Origin of the sequence: Paraburkholderia sp. MM5384-R2, assembly GCF_014201025.1 — a bacterium.
In the GTDB taxonomy this organism is placed as follows: Bacteria; Pseudomonadota; Gammaproteobacteria; order Burkholderiales; family Burkholderiaceae; genus Paraburkholderia; species Paraburkholderia tuberum.
On record NZ_JACHDI010000019.1, the window covers coordinates 87,472 to 104,363 of the forward strand.

Sequence of the window (16,892 nt, forward strand, 5' to 3'; positions counted from 1 at the left end):
AGCGCCTGCGCGAGTTTCCAAAAGCGACCCGAACCCTCTTCGCACCTCGCGAGTGGCATCGAGGAAACATTTGGCAAGGGTTTCCACCATGTGTACTGACTCGCGTCTTGTCTTTACTCTTCTAGACTTGTCATACAACAGGCGCCGTGACGATTCTCTCGTGCGCCTACAACTATTTGTCCGGAGGGGACTCGATGTCCAAGCTGTCGTGCGATCTTGATAAAAATGCGCCCGCAACGGGCGACACCTTCCGCATTTCGCGCCGTGGCTTCATTGGCCTCGGAGGCGCGCTCGCCGGCAGCGCACTCCTGCAGGCTTGCGGCGGCGGCAGCGGAGTTTCCGCTTCCGCGGCAGGCGGAAGCAGTAGTTCCACGCCAGCGACGGGAAGCACGCCGTCAACGGCTGCGGCCGACCCGATCTGGGGTCCCAACGGCTCAGCGACGAACATCATCAATGCGCTGCAGAAAATCACGCAGAGTGCGTTCCCGGCCGTCGATTTCCAGGTCGAACAGTACGGTGCGCAACCGTGCGCGGTCATTGCCCAGGCCAACCCCTACACCGGCAGTTCATCGCCCCTGAGCACGGGCGCCGGCGCGACCAACGCACCGGGATCGTTCGATTCACGTCCCGCGTTCCTCGCGGCAATCGCGGCCTGCAGTGCAGCCGGTGGCGGCCGGGTCGTGGTGCCGGCGGGCACGTGGTATTGCGCGGGTCCCATCGTGCTGCAGAGCAACGTCAACTTCCATCTGAGCGCGAACTGCACGATCTATTTCAGCCCGAATCCTGCCGACTATGCGAAGGACGGTCCGGTCAACTGCGGCGCCAACGGCAACCTTTACTACAGCCGCTGGCAGGCGAACGACTGCCTGAACTTCGGCTCGCCCGTGTACGCGCGAAATGCGAACAACATCGCGCTGACTGGCGAAGGCCCGACCTCGGTGCTGAACGGTCAAGCGATGACGCCGTTCGCCGGAAGTGGAAACACCAGCACTTGCTGGTGGACCTACAAGGGTTCCAGCGGCGCATACGGCTGCGCGGGGTCGACCACGCCGTCCCAGGCCTATACGAACCCGAACAACGTCGATCTGATGGTGGTCGCCCCCACCATTTCGGCCTCGCTCTACACGCTATTGACCAATCCGGCTACGCCGTGGCAGCAAGACCAGAACTACCTGCCGGCGCTCTCCGAAGCGCGCGTGCCGGTCGCGCAGCGAATCTTTGGTCTCGGCCACTATCTGCGGCCGTGTATGGTTGAGTTCATCGGTTGCACGAACGTGCTGATGGAAAACTACCGAACCAACAATACGCCGTTCTGGCAGCATCATCCGACGGACTGCACGAACGTCGTGATCCGTGGCGTGACAGCCGACAGTATCGGACCGAACAACGACGGCTTCGACCCCGACGCCTGCAACACGGTGCTGTGCGACGGCGTAACGTTCAACACCGGCGACGACTGCATCGCGATCAAGTCAGGCAAGGATCTCGACACGGAGTACGGACCCGCGCAGAACCATGTGATCCAGAACTGCATGATGAATAGCGGTCACGGCGGCATTACGCTCGGCAGCGAGATGGGTGGCGGCGTGCAGAACATCTACGCGCGCAATCTGACCATGCTCAATCAGTTCTGGGCAACGAATTCGTTGAACATCGCGATCCGTATCAAGACGAACATGAACCGTGGAGGCTACGTCAAGAACTTCTACGTGAATGGCGTCACGCTCCCGCACGGCGTGAGCCTGACGGGTGGAGGCTACGGCAGCAAGATGCTGACGGGCAGTCCGATCAACGGCACCGTGCCCATTGGTGTGGCCACCGCAACAGCCGCCAACCCGTCCGCGTCTCAAGGCGGCCTGATTACGTTCGATTGCGATTACCAGCCTGCCGCCGACGCGATTCGCACACGCCCCGCACTCATTGACAACGTCAACATCACGAACGTCAATGCTTCGAACGTGACATTGGGCAGTACAACCGGCTCCTGTTTCCAGGCCATCGTTGCACAAGGTCCAGTTGCGTTCGATTACAACGGTCCGGCGCCTGCGCCGAGCGTGCCGGCAATCACGGGAGTGACGATTTCCAACTGCGACTTCGGCACGCCTGTGGCCGCAGGCCCCGCGAGCGCCAGCACGCCGGGTCCGATCTACCTCTACAACGTGCACGACATTACGCTGCAGAACGTGATCATCGCTGGGCAGACGCTCAATCAGACGCTGTCGGATCCGCGTTAAATACGACGCACCAAAGAGCGGCGAGGCGCCGCTCTTTGGCGTCGCACAGACAAAGTGAAGTCGTCGCGCCGGGGGCTCTCAAGACGAGCCGCTTTGCAGCTCGCTCATCAGGCTCGCCGCGTAGGCCGGAATATTCGCCGCTGGCTGTGGCGCGGCGAAGTAGTATCCCTGAACGATCTCGCAGCCGGCCTCGGCAAGAAAAGCCAATTGTTCCGCTCGTTCGACGCCTCCCGCGACGACTTCGAAACGCAGGTTGCGGCCGAGTGCGATGATCGCACCGATAATCGTCTCATCCGCGAGACTGCTGCCAATGCCGCGGATGAACGACATGTCGATCTTCAGACGGTCCGCGTGAAAGCTGCGCAGGTAAGCCAGGCTCGAGTAACCGGCGCCAAAGTCATCGATCGCTATGGACACGCCAATGTCGTGCGGGGCGCGCAGGGTGGGCAGGGCGCCCGGTGCAACCAGGCCTCCTTCGGTAATCTCCAGTTCGAGCCGGTCCGCGGCCAATTGTGACGCGGCAAGAGCACGACGCACGACGGCGCCGAAATCACTCGAAGTAAGCTGGCTGGGCGACACGTTGACCGAGATGCGCAGCTCCGGCAGCACTTCCTCCCAGCGCTTTGCCTGTGCACAGGCAGTTTGCAGCACCCATTCTCCGATTGACGCAATCAAACCGATGTCTTCGGCCAGGGGTATAAACGTCGTTGCAGGTGTTTCGGGCCGCGCGGAATGATCTGCGATCTGCGGGCGCTCGCCACGCGACCGGCTGCACACCGCGCCGCCTGACTGGACGGAGAAGATTTGCAACGTGAGCCGCCAACAGCTTGAGATTTCACCAGGAGTTTGCGCGTAGAATCCATTCACGAATCCAATACGCCAGCGTCCGGCCAGCCATGCATGCCACGTCACGATACGACGCAGTTGCGTGTGTTATCCACTGGCTTGCCGTGTCGCGGTCGTGCCTACCGTTCGTCGATGGGCACACATCGGGAGCGCTATAGTGAAAAGCTCTGCCACACGCTACGGTTCGATTGCCCAATTCCTCCACTGGTGCACGGCAATTGTCGTGCTCGTGACGTTCATGTATGGGCCCGGCGGATCTGAACAGCGCGTCTACTCTTCGGTGCACGAGTTCGACCGGCGACTGCATGAGACTTTGGGTTTGTGCGTGTTCGCGCTCACCCTCGTCCGCCTGCTGTGGCGAGCATACGACGCGCGTCTCGAGACACCTCCAGTTTCTCGCTGGATGGCTGTGATGGCAACAACCGTTCGATGGATGCTGTATCTGCTTCTCCTCGCGCTACCGCTTACCGCCATCTCGGGCGCGTGGCTCGAAGGGCATCCGCTGACGCTGATCGGCGGTTACGATATTCCGCCTTTACTCAGTAGTTCGCATGAAGCAGGCTCAGCCCTCGCAACGCTGCACGCGTGGCTCGGCGACGCCATTATGTGGCTTGCGGGGTTGCATGCATTCGCGGCTATTTTTCATCACGCATTCCTTAAAGACGACGTCCTGATCGCGATGCTTCCACGCTGGTTTCCGGCGGGACGGGCACGTACTGATGGTCGTAGTTCGAGTAGCTAAATTGCGCGAACGCACCGATCCTGTCGGTGATCTTGCCGGCGAGGAAGATGCTGGCTGAATCGAAAATCGGCAGACCGTCTTTGGGCGAGACGATATTGCCGCTGGCATCATGGTTGAGCCTCGTCCTGGTCACGTCGAGCATCGCCATCACGGCCACTGGAATCGTACGTTTACCGAAGGTATATCCGTTCAGCTTGAACATTCGACCGTACGGCGTCAGTTCGGGAAACTGTCCGCCCGCGTGACATGCCACGCAGCTTTGCCCTGTTTGACGGGCAAATATAGGCAGCGCTCGAACTACCGCTAGATCTTCATGCGCTGCAGAACGCGGTCGCCGGCGACGAACTGATGAAACATCGCCGCTGCGATATGCAGGCAGATCACGCCGAACAGCACCCAAGCGAGGACGCCGTGAACATCGCCCATCGCATGTCCGAATGACGAACCCGGTGCCGACAGTGAGGGCAACGAAACAAGTCCGGCGAGGCGGACCGTCCACGTGCGCGACGAAGCGTTGATCCAGCCGAGCAGCGGCACCAGCACGAGCAGCACATACAGCGCGAGGTGCGTGAGCTTCGAAGCGGCGCGAAACAGCGGCGGCAGGTTGTCCGGCGGCGACCGATGAGTCACGCGCCACAGCACCCGCAACACCATCGCGGCGAGCAGTGCGGTGCCGACGCCAAGGTGCCAGGCTATTTCGCCGTCCGGCACGGTATCGCGGTGCACGTCCGGCATCGTCCAGCCGATCACGAACTGCGCGGCAACCAGCCCGACGACGAGCCAATGGAGCAAACGTGCGACGATGTCATAGTGGTGTTCAGTGGAGACTTGCATAGGGGAGCCTATGAGTTGGATTCAGTCGAAACAGATCGTACACGGCCGCGCCTTAAGGGCAGGTTAAGGGCCGGTTGCCAAGGCCGCCTGTCTGCGCCGTTCCAACGACTCGAAGACCGCCATTCCCGCGATCATCGCCGCCACGAACACCCACGCTTTCACCGACCCGAGTCCGAGCGCGACGAGCGCCGGGCCGGGACAGAACCCTGCAATTCCCCAACCGACGCCGAACGCGAGGCTGCCCAGCATCAGCCTTCGCGTGACGTGCGTTGACGCGGGAATCTGCATCGGCAATCCGAGCAGCGACTTGCCGCGGCGCTTCGCGATCGCGAAGCCGATTGCTGCGACAGCCACCGCGCCGATCATCACGAACGCGAGCGACGGGTCCCAGCGTCCTGCGAAATCGAGGAAGCCCAGCACTTTGGCGGGGTTGGCCATGCCCGACAGCAGCAGGCCGAAGCCGAACAGCAGCCCGCATACGAATGAAACGACTGTTGCCATCCTAGGCTCCGAGAAGATGTCGCATGATATAGACGGTGACGAAGCCGGCCGCCATGAACGTCGCCGTCGCTACGAGCGAGCGCGTGGCGCCGCGTGAAATGCCACACACGCCGTGTCCGCTCGTGCAACCGCTGCCATAGCGGGTGCCGATGCCGACCAGAAAGCCGGCCGCGATCACGGCCGGCCACGACGCGTCGACGGTGATCGCGACGGGCGCACCGACCGCGCGCGCGATTACCGCGGCAGCGACCAGCCCGGCAACGAAGGCGACGCGCCATGCGCCGTCTCGCCTGGTCCAGCGCAGCAGGCCGCCGACTATCCCGCTGATTCCGGCGATGCGGCCCAGCAAAAGCACCATCGCCGCAGCCACGGCGCCGATCAGCAGGCCTCCGCACAGGGACGCGAGCGGGGTGAAATGGTCGAGATCGATCATCGTTCAGGTTGACTGTCGTGTGAGTTGGAGGGAAGCGGCAGCGCTTACATCAGCGCCGCTTTGACCAGCAGGCCGAGCGCCACGCAGACGAGGATGCTCGCAAAGCCCAGTTGCACCTGACGCGCGGCGATGTGATGCGATGCAAGCCGTCCGCTGAGCATACCGGCGGCGGTGGCGCCAGTGAACCACAGCGCGACTTCGAGTGGAAGCGTTGCGCCGTGCGTGGCCGTCGCGAGAACGCCGCCACTGCCGACGAGTGCGATCACCATCAGCGAAGTCGCGACGATACCGTGCATCGACACGTCCGTCAGCTTGCGCATCATCGGCACGATGATGAAGCCGCCGCCGACACCGAGCATCCCCGTCATCAATCCCGTCAGCGAACCGGCGGCCGCGAGCGCGGCTGCGGTCGGCCAGGTCCAGCGAAAGCGGCCGGTCGCCGGGTCGACATGCGCGACGCAGATTGACGATTGTGCCTCGCGCGACGCGCGGCGCGCGAGCGTCTGACGCAACAGCCGGAGCGCGACCACCAGCATGACCGCGGCAAACAGCGCGAGCAGCACGCGTTGCGGCAACGCGTGCGCGAGACGCGCGCCGGCGGCGGTCGCGGGCACCCCCGCGGCGGCCATCAGCAGCGCGGCGCGATAACGGACGAGCCGCTTGCGGAACGCCTCGAGCGCGCCCACCGCTGCGCTGCCGGCCACCGCGACGAGCGCGACCGGCGTGGCCTGCTGCAGCGGCCAGCCCATGCCGAACACGAGCGCAGGCACGGCAAGAATGCCGCCGCCCGCGCCGGTCAGCCCGAGAATCGCGCCGACCAGCGCGCCGAGAAGAAGAGACAGCAGCATCGATGACCCCGTGAGCAGTGCGTGCAAGCGCTCAGTCCGCCAGTTGCGGGTTCGCGAGCCATTCGCGTCCCTTCAGCATGCCGCGCCAGTAGAGCGGCGGCAGGATCCGCTCTTTCAGCAGCCACGCGAGCCGCGATGGCTTTTTGCCGTCGATGAGCCACGCGGGAAACGTCGGCGCGACCTTGCCGCCGTAGAGAAACTCGGCGAGCACGATCTTCCCGCGCTCGACGGTGAGCGGGCATGAGCCGTAGCCGTCGTAGGTCGCAAGGCCGCGCGCCGCGCCCAGCGCGGCGAGCACGTTGTGCGCGACGACCGGCGCCTGCTTGCGCGCCGCGGCGGCGGTCTTCGCGTTGGAGGTGCTGGTCGCGTCGCCGAGTCCGAAGATGTTCTCGTGGCGCTTGTGCCTCAACGTGGTCTGATCGACGTCGAGCCAGCCGGCCGCATCGGCGAGCGCGCTGTCGCGGATGAAGTCGGGCGCCTTCTGCGGCGGCACGGCGTGCAGCATGTCGAAGCCGGTCTCGAACGTTTCCTTGCTGCCGTCGGCGAACGTCTGCGTGAATCTCGCCATTTTCGCGTCGCCATCGACCGCACTCAGCGTGGAGCCGAAGTTCAGCGCGATGCCGTAACGCTCTACGTATTGCATCAACGCGGGCACGTAGTCGGCGACGCCGAACAGTGCCGCGCCGGCATTGCGGAACTCGACGCCGATATGTTGTAGCCGCCCGCTGCGGCGCCAGTGATCACACGCGAGATACATCGCTTTCTGCGGCGCGCCGGCGCATTTGATCGGCATCGGCGGCTGCGTGAAAAGCGCCCGGCCTCTTTCGAGCTGCTGCGTCAGCTTCCACGTGTACGGCGCGAGGTCATACCGGTAATTGGATGTGACGCCGTTGCGACCGAGCGTGTCGGCGAGGCCGTCGATCGCGTTCCAGTCGAGTTTGAGGCCGGGGCACACCACCAACTGGCGGTATTTGACGGGGCGCGATCCGTCGAGAATCACGAGGTTTTCCGCCGGCTCGAAGCGCGTGACGGCGGCCTTGATCCGCGTCACGTTCGTGGGCAGCACGCTTGCCATCGGACGTGCTGTCGTTTCCGGCTGGAATACGCCGGCGCCGACCATCGTCCAGCCCGGCTGGTAATAGTGCGTGTCGGCGGGATCGATGACCGCGATGTCGAGATCGGGGCTGCGCGCGAGCAGGCTCGATGCCGTCGCGATGCCGGCCGCGCCCGCGCCGACGATCACCACGTCGTGCTGGTGCGCCGGCCGCATCGGTTGCGCTGCGACGGCAGGCGCATCGGCACCCGGCTTCGAAGGGGCTGTGAGTTTCGTGTTCCGCATGTCTGGTCCTCCTGTTTGCTCCAGGCCGCCGCGCTCACAGCGCATCGACCGGTACCTTGATGTATGACACGCCATCGCTTTCGGGCGGCGGCAGGTGGCCCGCCCGCATGTTGACCTGCACCGAAGGCAGGATCAGCACGGGCATTGCGAGCGTGGCGTCGCGGGCCGTGCGCATCGCGATGAATGACGCTTCGTCGACGCCGTCGTGGACGTGGATGTTCCGTTCGCGCTGCTCGGCCACCGTCGTTTCGAAAAGCAGCGGACGGCCGCCAGGCTGGTAGTCGTGGCACAGATACAAGCGGGTTTGCGGCGCGAGACCGAGGATGCGCTGGATCGAGCGGTACAGCGCCGCCGCATCGCCGCCCGGAAAGTCGCAGCGCGCCGTGCCGTAGTCGGGCGTGAAAAGCGTGTCGCCGACGAACGCGGCTTCTTCGCTGCCGTCGCTCGCGACATAGGTCACGCAGGCAGGCGTGTGGCCTGGCGTATGCATCACGCGCACTGACAGGCCGCCGACGGTGAACGTCTCGTCGTTGGCGAACAGGCGGTCGAACTGCGAGCCGTCGGTGCAAAACTCGGGACCCGCGTTGAACAGCTTGCCGAACACGGCTTGCACGCGCGTAACCCGCGCGCCGATCGCGATCTGACCGCCGAACCTCGCTTTCAGATATGGCGCGGCGGACAGGTGGTCGGCGTGGACGTGGGTTTCGAGTATCCATTGCACGCGCGCGCCGAGGGACTGCACGCGCGCGGCAAGGCGATCCGCGGTGGCGGTGCGGGTGCGTCCCGACTTCGGGTCGTAGTCGAGCACGGTGTCGATCAATGCGCAATTCCTCGTGCCTGCGTCCATCAGCAGATAGCTGACGGTCGATGTTGCAGGATCGAAGAAGCCCTCGACGGCGAGCTTGCCGGTTGCCATTTCGGTGGGTTCCTTACGATAGCGGACTAAGCCCGTCCGGGCGCCCACTAAAGCAGGAGTCGTGCCATCTAGTCGTAGCATCGCAAGACTCGCCTGTAACGCACTGATTTTTAGCGGTTTGTGACGCGCGATAGGGCGGATCGAAGATGCGTCCGCCTGACGATTGGCATGACGCGTGGCATAGGGTCGCTGCCATTTGGCAGTCGTGGCAGACATGGCAGTTCCGGCGTATAGTGCGGCACTCCCGGAGTAACGACGATGATCCTGCCCAACCTTCCGCCCGCCGCTTCGCCCGAGCTTTTGCCGCGCCCGCCAGGCGCGGCTGACGACGTGCCCGCAGTGGTACCCGACGTAAGCGCGCTGGTGTCGTATCTGGAACACGATCCGCAACCGGCGATCGTGCTCGATCCGCACTATCAGATTCTGGCCGCAAACCGCGCATATCAGCGCCAGTTCGGCGTCGAAGGTCAGGCGCACATCGGCCGCCGCTGCTATCAGGTTTCACATCACTACGACGTGCCCTGCGATCAGGCGGGCGAGCACTGTCCGATGAAGCGCGCGAGCGAAATTCGCGGTGCGGATCGCGTGCTACATGTCCATCACACACCGAGAGGCCCGGAGCACGTCGACGTCGAATTGCGGCCGATCTTCGACCGGCACGCGCGAATCGTCGCCTATGTCGAGCGTCTCGCCACGGTCAGGAGCGCGTCCGCGCGGCCTAGCTCCGAAGGTCTGGTCGGGCGCGCGCCGGCATTCAACCAGGCGATTTCCGCTTTGCAGCGCGTCGCGCCTTCGATGCTGCCGGTGCTGCTGCTCGGCGAATCGGGCACCGGCAAGGAGTTGTTCGCGCATGCGCTGCACGAGGCGAGCAGCCGCGCCCAGGGGCCATTCGTCGTGGTGGATTGCTCGGGCATCACCGAGACGCTGTTCGAAAGCGAGTTGTTCGGCTTCGAGAAGGGCTCGTTCACCGGCGCGACGAGCCGTAAGCAGGGCCTCGTCGAAACCGCGCAGGGCGGCACGCTGTTTCTCGATGAAATTGGCGACGTGCCGCTGTCCATTCAGGTGAAGCTGCTGCGGCTGATCGAAACGGGCACCTTCAGGCGCGTGGGCAGTACCGATATGCTGCGCGCCGACTTCCGGCTCGTCGCGGCCACGCACAAGCCGCTCGAGCGGATGGTCGCGGACGGCCAGTTCCGTGCCGATCTGTATTTCCGGATCAGTGCGTTTCCGATTCATTTGCCCGCGGTGCGCGAGCGTGTTGACGACATCGCGCTGCTCGCGGATTCGATCCTGCGGCGCATTGCGTCGGCGCGCGCCGGATCGTCGCATAGAGCGTCGATTTCCACGGATGCGATGGCGCAGTTGCGCGCCTATGCGTGGCCCGGCAACATCCGCGAATTGCGCAACGTGCTCGAGCGCGCCAACCTGCTCGCCGACGGTGGCGTGATCCGCGCCGAACACTTGCCGCAGGCGGTCAGCGACAGGGCTTCCGGCGGTGGTCAGGATTCGCTGGCGGTGGGCGTGGGCTTGCCGCGCAAGCTGACCGATGCGGAACTCGCGCGCGCAGCGGCGCAATTCCGCGGAAAACGCAGTGAGCTTGCCGCGCAACTGGGATTGAGCGAGCGCACGCTTTATCGCCGGCTCAAAGCGATCGCGGGCGGTGAGGGGGCCTAACGTTTCCTCGGCGTAGTGGGGGGAGCGTTCACATCTTCTCCCCCTCGCACGGTCAGTGGCTTAGCTGCAAGTGAAACTGCTTGCCGAGTTCACGTCTCCGCTGGTATAGCGGGCCACCTTCGGATACGCGCAGAGCGGACGCGTGCGCCCGGCACCCCAGCTAGTCGGCACTTCGCTATTCGGTATCGCGTTGGTCGTGTCGCGAGCCGTTGCGATGATCCGGTTCGGCGCTTGCCCTTGCTCGACCCATGCCACCATAGGCGTCAGCATGTCGAACTGATCGGCCGTCGGACCGCCGCTGCAGTGGTTCATCCCTGCTACCGTGAAGAGCCGGGCGAAATTGCTCGCGTCACCGCCACTAGCCGTGGACAAGCGCTGATACCAGTCGGTCGTATCGTTCGACGAGAACACTGGATCGCTCGTCCCGTGATAGACGATCAACTTCGCGCCCCGGCTCCTCAGACTGCTCAAATCAGTCTCGTTCGGTGGGGTCATGAACGACCACGAAGACTCGGAATAGACACCGCTCGTTGCGAAGATCTTCGGCGCATCATTGTCCATGTTGAAGTTCAGAGCGTAGGCGCCGATGGAGCTGAGCAGCGAAGCGCTCTGCGGCGGCGACGTAAATACGAAGGCCGCCGCGGCCGGGTCAAGGCTGATCGAATTGCCTTGCTTCCACGCGGCCCAGCCTGATCCGTTGACACCGACGTCATACGGAAAGCTCGCATAGAGCGCAGTGCCAGCGCTATTTTTCGCCCCAGAAAAAATATTTCCAACGGCTTGCTTTTGAGCCGCCGTAAGACAGGTGCCGTCGCGCCCATTGCTCGAACATGTCGGTACGTCCGTGGCCAGGTCGAAGCTCGCCTGGCACGCTTTGATGTCTTGTACCATCCCGTCCGCTACACCATCCAGCGAATCGCACTTCGCGATGATCTTCGACGCGATGAGCTGCCTTTCAGCAGTCGTCAAGCCGGTGGTGATATCGGCAATTCCGGCCGACGTTTTGGCGGTCGCGACGGTAGCTAGCTGTTGTGCGCTCCACATCTGCCCGATCGCCGCCTTTGGCAAATGAAAGCCGGGGTCGCCGGCAATGATGCCGTCGTAATCCGCGAAAGACCTGGCTGCCGCCACCATCGCATGACGGCCGCCGTTCGAGCAACCTTCGAAGTAGCTGCGGTCGGGGCCCTTGCCATAGGCCAACTTGATCACCTGCCTGGCCATTGGCGTGAGCGTAGCAACGGCGTTATAGCCATAATCGAGGCGCGCCTGGGGATCGAGACCAAACAGCGGGTTTTGCGACCCGGAATGACCTGCATCCGAACTGATCACGGCGAAGCCCATGTTTAGAGCGTTGTTCAGTGGACCCCCGCCACTGAGCACCCCCGTCGCCGGTGTCACATTACCGTCGAGACCACCGTTGGCCTGATAGAAAAAGCGACCATTCCACGCGATAGGTAGCCGCATTTCAAAACCAATCGCATAAGTTTGGCCGTCAACGGCGCTCGTGCGTTGATTCATTTTCCCTTCGATCACGCAATGTTCGGGCACGGACTTTCCCGCCACCGCGAGCGTTCCGGCCGGCACGTCGGTAACGGACGTGAACGTCGTGGCCGCAAACGTCAACCTGGCGGCGAGCGCGCTGCAGTTTCCTGACAGCGTCGCGGGTTGTGCTGCGGAAAGCCGAGGCAATTGTGTCGCACTGGTGGAGAGCGAGTCGGCACCGCCGCCGCAGGCCGCCAGCATCGCGGACACTGCCGATACGCTCATAGCAATTGAAGTTCGTTTCATTCTCTCCCCCCAATCAGAACATGTGTTTAATGCCGACCATCACGCCCGTTTGACCCATGCCCGCGCCTGGCGTGGTCCCACCGCCGCCACCGCTGACCGAATAGCGCGCCTTTGCGCTGTTCGCGAGATACGCAGCCTGCGCATAGACCGACGAACGCTTGCTCAGAAGATAGGTGGTGCGTAACGTTCCCATCGTGGCGCGGGTATCGTGGTCGCTATTGATGATCCGAAACATTTCGCCATCGAGGAGGAGCGCAGGCGTGACCATGTACGAAGCGCCAAGGAAGAACAGATTCGAACGGATATTCGGTACTGTCGGCGACTGGGTCACTACGCGGCGTCCAATCCAACCTGCGCCGATCTTCGCGCCTGCGTACTGCGCATAGGCGCTCAGTTGGGTACGGGCGTCCTTGTCCGCGGCGTTGATGAGAGGTGTCGGCGCAATTCCGTCGAAGAAGTTGGCGGCTGCGGTCGCGCCGCCGCGTTGCTCCTCGTACGACGCAGCCGCGCCGAAATATTGAGAGTCGTACTTGAGCATTGCGGACCAGTCGCGGCATTCCGTGGCGTGGCCTGGAACCGAGCCGGTACAGGTTCCTTGTCCCGGCGAGTTGCCGGTACCCGCCGCGTCCCGTCCGAATGAATAGCCCGCGCCCAGCGTAAAGCCCTTGTACGAGCCAAGATAGGTGATGGAGTTGTCGGCGCGTGCGTTGGGCACATAGGCATCCAGGGAGCCCATGCCGTAAATGTCCGGACCGATGATGTCGGCGCCCTGAACCGCAAGATAGGTCATCGTGTACTGACGGCCGAACGCGAGCGTTCCATACGGGCTTTTCATGCCGACGAATGCCTGACGTCCAAACAGCCTCCCGCCCTGTCCAGAACTGCCGTCGCGCACGTTAAAGCCGCTTTCGAGCGTGAAGACAGCGCTGTAGCCGCCGCCCAGATCTTCGTTGCCGCGCAGGCCCCAGCGTGATGGGAACTCTCCGGTAACGGATGGCATGCGAAAGACGCTGTCGCCCTTCGCGTTCGCGTGCGAGACATACTCGATCCCCGTGTCCACGATGCCATACAACGTGACGCTCGATTGCGCAAAGGCTCCAGTGCTCAGCGCGCATAGCGCACCGAACATGAGAACGTGAGTCGACTTCAATTGCATGGTGATGTCTCCAGACCAGTTGTATGTTTTTTTGTTGAACTGCGGTTGAGGGATCTTCGGTTTCAGGCGATTGCAGCGATGAGCGTGACGGGGATGCGGGCGCCGATCACCGTTGATGCAATATCAGGCAGGCTGATATAAAGAACAAAATAAAGCGCGTCGTGGAAGACGCGCCTGTCCGTCGTGATAGTTCCGTATTTGATATCAGGTATCCTGACAACGCAAGCATGAAATGTTCGGTAGATACCCTATGCAGCGGGATGGATGCGAGCCGAGCGTTGATCGGTGACGGCCGCCCTTCCGACGAGCAGCGCAAACTGTACGAGCTCGCCTACGCGCAGGTCCACTTCAATACGGACGCTCGCTGGCTCGCTGGTGTCGCCCACGCTGGCGCTGCGCATGCGGTGGGGCGAAGCTTGCCCGCAGGCCATCCTGCGTATCGAGCGCGATGTGCTCGAGCGTCATGCACAGCGTCATTTCGGCGACGCGGCGGGTGGGGCAATCGAATTCGAGCCAGAATTCGCACTGACGTCGGCACAGGGGTGTGCCTGATGCAGTTGCTGTCGATGCTCGCGGAAATCATGAGTACGGAGGCGCATCCGCTGCGCAATCCACTCGCATTCGAGCAGTTCGAGTCGACACTGCTGAACGCGCTTATCTACGGTCAACCGAACGGCGTACGAAGCGGCATGACGCGCGAGCGCAGACCGCTTGCGCCGTTTTATGTACGGCGGGTGGAGGAATACATCGGTGCGCATTTGCAGGAGCCGCTAACGATCGAGCGGCTTGCGCTGACGGAGTGTGGGTGACGATACATCCTGAAAAATCAAAGATTGTGTATTGCAAGGACAGAAGTCGCACCCAAACCTACCCGAATGTGACCTTCTGGAGTTGACCCGCTTTCGTGGACACCTATCCTTTGGAACAGGAGGTGTCCATCATGGGTAAACGCCTACTTCGTAAAATACTTTTTCTGAAAATGAAATAATCAGAAATTTATCGGCGCAAAATTGTTAATTGCCTATACGCCTTGAAGGGCAATCTCATGCAGGCACGGACGAAAGGGGCCGTCATCGTTAGCGCATGCGCTGAACACGTGGGCCGAGGGCAATGGGCGCGTTCGAAATTCAGTCCGCGCACCTGCTCAACACTCCACACAATCACAATCACCAGAAAGATCGGGCAGTAGCCCCACTGGGTCCGGATGCCACAACAGCCCAAAGTACTATGCGGCGGGCCTCTCCCGAGATAGGCGATGCACATCGCTCATCCTTCACGCGGATTCCGGCTTTTAAATCGGTTTTCGATATTCTGGATATCAAACAATTGATGTCTGGTCGGGCGAGTGGGTATTCGCGGTCGATGGAGCGTGGCTCGCCAGAGCGGTCCGTCACGAAGACCAATACACTGACAAGGTTATATATACAGGTCTAGAATGGAATTGGCGTTTGGCCGTTCGCGAAATACTTCTCCCGAAACGGAAAGCGATTCGCGACGTGGCCAGGAATCCCCACACAGGACAGTGTCGCTCACTCCAAACGTGCGGTTTTCGTTTCGATGTAATCTGGACCAAGAGGGTCCTGATTAGAACGGGAGATGTTCCGATGTTGCGCATGAGCAAACTTGCCGATTACGGCACGGTGATCATGACTGCGATGGCGCGCGATCCCGATGCCGTCCACAGCGCAAGCAGCATTGCTGCGGCGACCGGCGTCGCGGGGCCTACGGTGTCAAAGGTGCTGAAAGTCCTGACGCGCGGTGGTGTCGTGGAGTCGCTGCGCGGCACAAACGGCGGCTACCTGCTGCCGCGGCCGCCCGCGCGGATCACGCTGGCGGAGGTGATCGCCGTCGTCGACGGCCCGATCGGGATGACCGAATGCAGCACTACGCCAGGCCTGTGTATCCAGGAGGCGGCGTGCGCGGTGCGCGCCAACTGGCAGAAGGTCAATCGCCTGATTTACGAAGCGTTGCAGCAGGTCACGCTGGCGGACATGGCGGGCCCCACTTTGCGCGCAGTCGATATCAGCGCGATCCGCGCGCGTAGTATCTCCACCCATCGCGCGGGCTCGACGCCTGCGCCAAGTCGATTGACGGAGGCCACGCATGAGCGCATCCACAACCGGTTTCGATGAACTGATCAGCCGCGAATACCAGCACGGTTTCGTGACTGATCTGCAGGCCGATGCGCTTCCGCGCGGGCTGAGCGAGGATGTGGTCCGGCTCATTTCGGTGAAGAAAGACGAGCCGGCGTTCATGCTCGAATGGCGACTCGCGGCCTATCGCCACTGGCTCACGATGACCGAGCCGCATTGGGCGACGGTCGAACATCCGGCGATCGATTATCAGAACATCATCTATTATTCCGCGCCGATGACGCAGAAGAATCGTCCGAAGAGTCTCGATGAAGTCGATCCGGAACTGCTGCGTACCTACGAAAAGCTGGGTGTGCCGCTGAGGGAGCGCGAACTGCTGGCGGGCGTAGCGGTGGATGCGGTATTCGACAGCGTGTCGGTAGCGACTACGTTCCGCGAAAAGCTGGCGGAACTCGGCATTGTGTTCTGTTCATTCTCGGATGCCATACAGCATCATCCTGAACTGGTGCGAAAGTATCTCGGCTCGGTCGTGCCGCACACCGATAATTTCTTTGCCGCGCTTAATTCCGCCGTGTTCAGCGATGGCTCGTTCTGCTATATCCCGCCGGACGTGCGCTGCCCGATGGAACTGTCGACCTACTTTCGTATCAACGCCCAGAACACCGGGCAGTTCGAGCGCACGCTGATCGTCGCGGACAAAGGCGCGTACGTGAGCTATCTGGAAGGCTGCACCGCGCCGATGCGCGACGAAAACCAGCTGCATGCCGCTGTGGTCGAGCTGGTCGCGCTGGAAGGGGCGCAGATCCGCTATTCGACCGTGCAGAACTGGTATCCGGGCGATGCGTCGGGCAAGGGCGGCATCTACAACTTCGTGACCAAACGTGGCGACTGCCGCGAGGCCAATTCGAAGATTTCATGGACTCAGGTGGAAACCGGTTCGGCGATTACGTGGAAGTATCCGAGCGTGATCCTGCAGGGTGATAACTCGGTCGGTGAATTCTATTCGGTGGCACTGACCAACCACTATCAACAGGCCGATACCGGGACGAAGATGGTTCACCTCGGCCGCAATACGCGCAGCACGATTCTGTCGAAAGGCATTTCCGCGGGCCGCGGAAAGAACGCGTATCGCGGCCTCGTGAAGGTCGGCCGTGCGGCGGAAGGCGCGCGCAACTACACGCAGTGCGATTCGCTTTTGCTCGGAAACCGTTGCAGCGCTCACACATTCCCCTACATCGAGGTCAAGAACCCGACCGCGAAGGTCGAACACGAAGCATCGACATCACGCATCGGCGAAGACCAGTTGTTCTATTGCCGGCAGCGTGGGTTGTCGCCGGAAGATGCGGTGTCGATGATCGTGAACGGCTTCTGCAAGGAGGTCTTCAAGGAGCTGCCGATGGAGTTTGCAGTCGAGGCACAAAAGCTGCTCGGCGTCAGCCTGGAAGGCGCCGTGGGATAACCCACAGCGATTCGCGAGGGATTCGGACC

The 16,892-nt window shown here is 62.3% G+C and carries 15 protein-coding genes and 1 pseudogene; 6 read left to right on the forward strand and 10 right to left on the reverse strand.

Annotation, left to right across the window (positions count from 1 at the left end; genetic code table 11):
* Positions 1-194 precede the first annotated feature (194 nt).
* Positions 195-2,234 carry a glycoside hydrolase family 28 protein gene (locus HDG37_RS26370; RefSeq protein ID WP_184052565.1) on the forward strand — a complete coding sequence of 680 codons (2,040 nt, stop codon included), beginning with the start codon at positions 195-197 and terminating at the stop codon, positions 2,232-2,234.
* Positions 2,235-2,312: 78 nt separating this feature from the next.
* Here the strand turns inward: HDG37_RS26370 and HDG37_RS26375 are convergent, their stop codons facing one another.
* A complete protein-coding gene (locus HDG37_RS26375) occupies positions 2,313-3,044 on the reverse strand; it encodes an EAL domain-containing protein (protein ID WP_260335026.1) in 732 nt (243 codons plus the stop codon).
* A gap of 193 nt (positions 3,045-3,237) precedes the next feature.
* Between HDG37_RS26375 and HDG37_RS26380 the strand changes: the two genes are divergently transcribed.
* Complete coding sequence (locus HDG37_RS26380; RefSeq protein WP_311541601.1) at positions 3,238-3,822, forward strand: cytochrome b/b6 domain-containing protein; 585 nt, start codon at positions 3,238-3,240, stop codon at positions 3,820-3,822.
* Here the strand turns inward: HDG37_RS26380 and HDG37_RS26385 are convergent.
* The 7 genes from HDG37_RS26385 to HDG37_RS26415 form a co-directional block, all read right to left on the reverse strand.
* Complete coding sequence (locus HDG37_RS26385) at positions 3,737-4,024, reverse strand: hypothetical protein (protein ID WP_260335027.1); 288 nt, start codon at positions 4,022-4,024, stop codon at positions 3,737-3,739. The two genes, HDG37_RS26380 and HDG37_RS26385, sit on opposite strands and share 86 nt — an antisense overlap.
* A 101-nt stretch (positions 4,025-4,125) precedes the next feature.
* Positions 4,126-4,656: a cytochrome b gene (locus tag HDG37_RS26390; protein WP_184052567.1), complete on the reverse strand. Its 531-nt coding sequence runs from the start codon at positions 4,654-4,656 to the stop codon at positions 4,126-4,128.
* Between the two features lie 63 nt (positions 4,657-4,719).
* A complete protein-coding gene (locus HDG37_RS26395; RefSeq protein ID WP_184052569.1) occupies positions 4,720-5,157 on the reverse strand; it encodes a YeeE/YedE family protein in 438 nt (145 codons plus the stop codon).
* 1 nt (position 5,158) lies between these two features.
* Positions 5,159-5,590: a YeeE/YedE family protein gene (locus HDG37_RS26400; protein WP_184010771.1), complete on the reverse strand. Its 432-nt coding sequence runs from the start codon at positions 5,588-5,590 to the stop codon at positions 5,159-5,161.
* 44 nt (positions 5,591-5,634) lie between these two features.
* Positions 5,635-6,438, reverse strand: coding sequence for a sulfite exporter TauE/SafE family protein (locus tag HDG37_RS26405; RefSeq protein ID WP_184052571.1), 804 nt, complete (start codon positions 6,436-6,438; stop codon positions 5,635-5,637).
* 31 nt (positions 6,439-6,469) lie between these two features.
* Complete coding sequence (locus tag HDG37_RS26410) at positions 6,470-7,777, reverse strand: FAD/NAD(P)-binding oxidoreductase (protein ID WP_184052573.1); 1,308 nt, start codon at positions 7,775-7,777, stop codon at positions 6,470-6,472.
* 34 nt (positions 7,778-7,811) lie between these two features.
* Complete coding sequence (locus tag HDG37_RS26415) at positions 7,812-8,693, reverse strand: MBL fold metallo-hydrolase (protein ID WP_184052575.1); 882 nt, start codon at positions 8,691-8,693, stop codon at positions 7,812-7,814.
* A gap of 258 nt (positions 8,694-8,951) precedes the next feature.
* On the opposite strand from HDG37_RS26415, the gene HDG37_RS26420 reads away from it, so the two are divergent.
* On the forward strand, positions 8,952-10,367 hold the full coding sequence (locus HDG37_RS26420) for a sigma-54-dependent Fis family transcriptional regulator (RefSeq protein ID WP_260335030.1): 1,416 nt from the start codon (positions 8,952-8,954) through the stop codon (positions 10,365-10,367).
* A 60-nt stretch (positions 10,368-10,427) separates the two neighbouring features.
* On the opposite strand, the gene HDG37_RS26425 is transcribed toward HDG37_RS26420, so the two are convergent.
* Both HDG37_RS26425 and HDG37_RS26430 read right to left on the reverse strand, forming a co-directional pair.
* Positions 10,428-12,155, reverse strand: a complete 1,728-nt coding sequence (locus tag HDG37_RS26425) for a tannase/feruloyl esterase family alpha/beta hydrolase (protein WP_184052577.1) — start codon at positions 12,153-12,155, stop codon at positions 10,428-10,430.
* Positions 12,156-12,168: 13 nt separating this feature from the next.
* A complete protein-coding gene (locus HDG37_RS26430; protein ID WP_184052579.1) occupies positions 12,169-13,311 on the reverse strand; it encodes a porin in 1,143 nt (380 codons plus the stop codon).
* 369 nt (positions 13,312-13,680) lie between these two features.
* Here HDG37_RS26430 and HDG37_RS40085 point away from each other — a divergent pair.
* From HDG37_RS40085 to sufB, 3 genes and pseudogenes are all read left to right on the forward strand, one after another.
* Positions 13,681-14,102: pseudogene (locus HDG37_RS40085) on the forward strand (AraC family transcriptional regulator); the annotation flags it as partial.
* An 855-nt stretch (positions 14,103-14,957) separates the two neighbouring features.
* On the forward strand, positions 14,958-15,443 hold the full coding sequence (locus HDG37_RS26440) for an SUF system Fe-S cluster assembly regulator (protein ID WP_409260246.1): 486 nt from the start codon (positions 14,958-14,960) through the stop codon (positions 15,441-15,443).
* Positions 15,415-16,863, forward strand: coding sequence for a Fe-S cluster assembly protein SufB (gene sufB / locus HDG37_RS26445; RefSeq protein ID WP_184052581.1), 1,449 nt, complete (start codon positions 15,415-15,417; stop codon positions 16,861-16,863). The genes HDG37_RS26440 and sufB overlap by 29 nt, the downstream gene beginning before the upstream one ends.
* Positions 16,864-16,892: the final 29 nt, after the last annotated feature.